Below are 3,183 nucleotides of genomic sequence, written 5' to 3'. Positions count from 1 at the left end.
AAGCAGCTCACTTTGAATGAACTGAGCGACGTGGCCGACCGCATCAGCGCAGCCTACCAGCGTGCCGGCTACCCGCTGGCACGTGCCTACGTGCCGGCCCAGACGCTGCGCGAGGGCGTGGTGAAGATCGCCGTGGTGGAGGCCCGCTACGGCAAGGTCGTGCTGCAGAACCAGAGCGCGGTGGCCGACGGCCCGCTCAATGCCACGTTGGCACCGCTGCAGCCAGGCCAGCCGGTGAGCAACTACACGCTGGAACGCAGCCTGCTGTTGCTGTCGGACATCCCCGGTGCGCTGACAGGCTCGGTGGTACGTCCGGGCACCGACCCCGGCACCTCCGACCTCCTGGTCAATGTCAACTCGGCGCCGCGTTACACCGGCACCATCGGCCTGGATGACTTCGGCAATCGCTACACCGGGCGGGCGCGCCTGGGCGGCAACTTCAACGTCAACGGTCTGCTGCACCAGGGCGACCTGCTCGACTTCAGCGCGCTGAGCTCCGGCGGCGGCATGAACTATGCGCAAGGTGGCTACCGTTACCTGCTCAACGGCCAGGGCACCACCCTGCGCGCGGGCGTATCGACCCTGCACTACAATCTGGAAAACGGCCTGGAAGCGCTCGATGCGCATGGTTCGGCCCTGGTGGGCAGCATCACGCTGTCACAGCCGATCATCCGCAACACCGCCGGCAACCTGTACGGCCAGATCGAATTCGATCGCCGCCTGCTCAGGGATGATATCGACGTGGCCTTCGTGCACAACGATCGCCAGGCGAATGTCTGGATCGCCAGCCTGGCGGGCGACCAGCGCGACAGCACCGGCATTACCAACTTCAATATCAGCGCCACCCACGGCAAGATCACCTATACCGACACGCTGGCCGACATCATTGACCTCCTCACCGCGAACAGCCAGGGCACGTACACCAAGTTCAGCGCCTCGGTATCGCGCCTGCAGCAGCTCAACCCGGACAACGCGATCTATGTCGGCTACAGCCAGCAGTGGTCCAACAAGAACCTCGACACTTCCGAAGAGTTCTACCTGGGCGGCCCCAACACGGTACGTGGCTACGATGTGGGCGTGCTGGCAGGTTCGCAGGGCAACCTGATCACCGCCGAATTCCGCCACGACTTCAACCTGCCGAACCTCCCCGGCCACTGGCAGGCGGCGGCGTTTGCCGATACCGGCCGTGTACAGGTGTACAAGAACCCGTTCGTCAACGGAGTCAACAGCGGCCGCGTCAGCAGCGCGGGTCTGGGCCTGCACTGGGCCACCGCCGACAATTGGACCGTCAGCGCCAGCGCCTCCAAGCCGATCGGCAACACACCAGACCTCCTGGGCGACGTCGGTACCAAGACGCGGTTCTGGGTGCAGGTACAGAAAGGGTTTTACTGAACTGCCGCAAAGAAAAAACCCCCGACGATTCGGGGGTTTTTTTTAAGAAAGAACACGGCGTTAGCCGCCGATCTGATACTCGGTCTTCACCAGTCCGCCGGAATAGTGCCGAGTCTCGACATGCCGCAACCGGATGTCATTCGGCAAAGTGCCGAAAAGCGGAATGCCCTCCCCGATCAGCACCGGCACGCGCGTGATGATGAGGCGCTGGATGAGTCCAGCACGCAGAAAGCGTTGAATGGTGATACCGCCATCAATATAGAGGTGGGTGGCACCACTTGCGGCAAGTCGCGAAACAATGTCGGCTGGAGACCCCGCCATCTGTTCGACGACGCCGCCCACGGCGGCCGACAAATCGACCGGTTGACTGCTAAGCACCACGACACGCTTGCTGCCGTAATGCCACGGGCCGAGCGTCAGCACCTTCTCGAACGTCTTGCGACCGATGACGATCACATCGACACTGGCGATGAACTCGTCATACCCATGCGGTTCGCCGCCACCTTCGGGCAGGAAGTCCAGGCTATCGTCCGCTCGCGCAATGAACCCATCGACACTGGCGCCGACGAAAACAGAAGTGATCATCGTCAGATTCTCCGTATTGCTGTCCGCACACAAAAAAAACGGCGAGAAGCTGAGCTTCTCGCCGTTCCTGTGAATGCGCAACCTTTCAATTAATGCGAAACTCTCTTCCATCCCGTCAATGGGATATCGCCATTCGGCCGCGGCGGCACTTTCCAGCTGAGCATGTCACCGCTTAGTTGGTAACTACGAACCTGGGTCGTTCCTTCCCAGTTCGGATACGTTGATCCGTCGATATGGAAGGTAAGCGTGCCCTTCATGGTGTCGATCTCGACGGTGCCGAAATGAGAGCTTGTCCCCAGTGTGGCAGCCCGGAGTTCTTCCGGTGTCCCTGCCTTCTTGTCGTTGGCGGCGAACCTTGGACGAGAACTGTCGAAGATAAACGCCGAGTAATGCCCGGCATGATCAACCTGCAACAGGCCCTTGGGCGCATCGCCGTAGTCATGCGAGCGCGTTCCATCCGGATGTTGAACGTCGGCAAAGGCAAGCGTCCAGGTGCCTTCGATGGCGGCCACGGTATGCATTTTATTAGGCTCCGAGGCGGTAACCGCGTGGATCGGGTGAAGGGTCAGAAGGGCGAGTAGCAATGTCTTTGCTGATTTCATGACTTCGGTTTCCTGCAAGGTTCCGGCGAATCGGCTGTGTGTTGATCGGCCCATTGGAGCCTGCGGCGCGAAACGAGGACATGGCCGTGCAGGGTTAGCAGACCGTGCCAGAGCGAACGCATGAACAAGCACTTGTCCCGATGGATGGCTGGAAGTTGACCAACGACAAAAATTGACGATGTGCCGTGCAGCGTAGTGCGCTACGATACATTTAGAAAACATATGAATATGTATTTCAGTCATAACAAAATGAAATGGATGGACCATGAAGTCCCTCGACCTGGATGCCGTCAAAGCCTTTGTCCTGACTGCTGAGCTACAGAGCTTCACCCGTGCCGCAGACGCGCTGGGCAGCACGCAATCGGCGATCAGCCTGAAATTGCGCCGACTGGAAGACCAGTTGGGCCGACGACTGCTGGAGCGAACGCCGCGCCAGGTGCGGCTATCTGCCGAGGGGGCCGCATTTATGGAGGCCGCGCGCGAGTTGGTTGGGGCGCATGAGCGCGCCATCGCCTCATTTGAAGTGAAGCAGCGACGACTGGCTATCGGCATCAGCCACCTACTGGTGGGCAGCGAATTACCCGGTTTGTTGCGTTGGATGAAC

At 60.3% G+C, this 3,183-nt stretch carries 4 protein-coding genes; 2 read left to right on the top strand and 2 right to left on the bottom strand.

Features of this window, described 5'->3' with window-relative positions:
• The coding region (locus VK519_RS00500; RefSeq protein WP_324346620.1) for a ShlB/FhaC/HecB family hemolysin secretion/activation protein at positions 1-1,392 on the top strand (1,392 nt) is incomplete at its 5' end.
• Positions 1,393-1,452: 60 nt separating this feature from the next.
• Here the strand turns inward: VK519_RS00500 and VK519_RS00495 are convergent.
• Together VK519_RS00495 and VK519_RS00490 are read right to left on the bottom strand one after the other, a co-directional pair.
• Positions 1,453-2,088: a dihydrofolate reductase family protein gene (locus tag VK519_RS00495; protein WP_324346619.1), complete on the bottom strand. Its 636-nt coding sequence runs from the start codon at positions 2,086-2,088 to the stop codon at positions 1,453-1,455.
• Positions 2,067-2,579: a lipocalin-like domain-containing protein gene (locus VK519_RS00490; RefSeq protein WP_324346617.1), complete on the bottom strand. Its 513-nt coding sequence runs from the start codon at positions 2,577-2,579 to the stop codon at positions 2,067-2,069. The genes VK519_RS00495 and VK519_RS00490 overlap by 22 nt, the downstream gene beginning before the upstream one ends.
• Positions 2,580-2,844: 265 nt before the next feature.
• Between VK519_RS00490 and VK519_RS00485 the strand changes: the two genes are divergently transcribed.
• A partial coding sequence (locus tag VK519_RS00485) for a LysR family transcriptional regulator (protein WP_324346615.1) occupies positions 2,845-3,183 on the top strand: 339 nt, incomplete at its 3' end.

Origin of the sequence: Pinirhizobacter sp., assembly GCF_035317885.1 — a bacterium.
Lineage (GTDB): Bacteria > Pseudomonadota > Gammaproteobacteria > Xanthomonadales > Rhodanobacteraceae > Pinirhizobacter.
The sequence above is the reverse complement of the archived record's forward strand: the minus strand, read 5'-3'. Positions and strand labels throughout refer to the sequence as shown.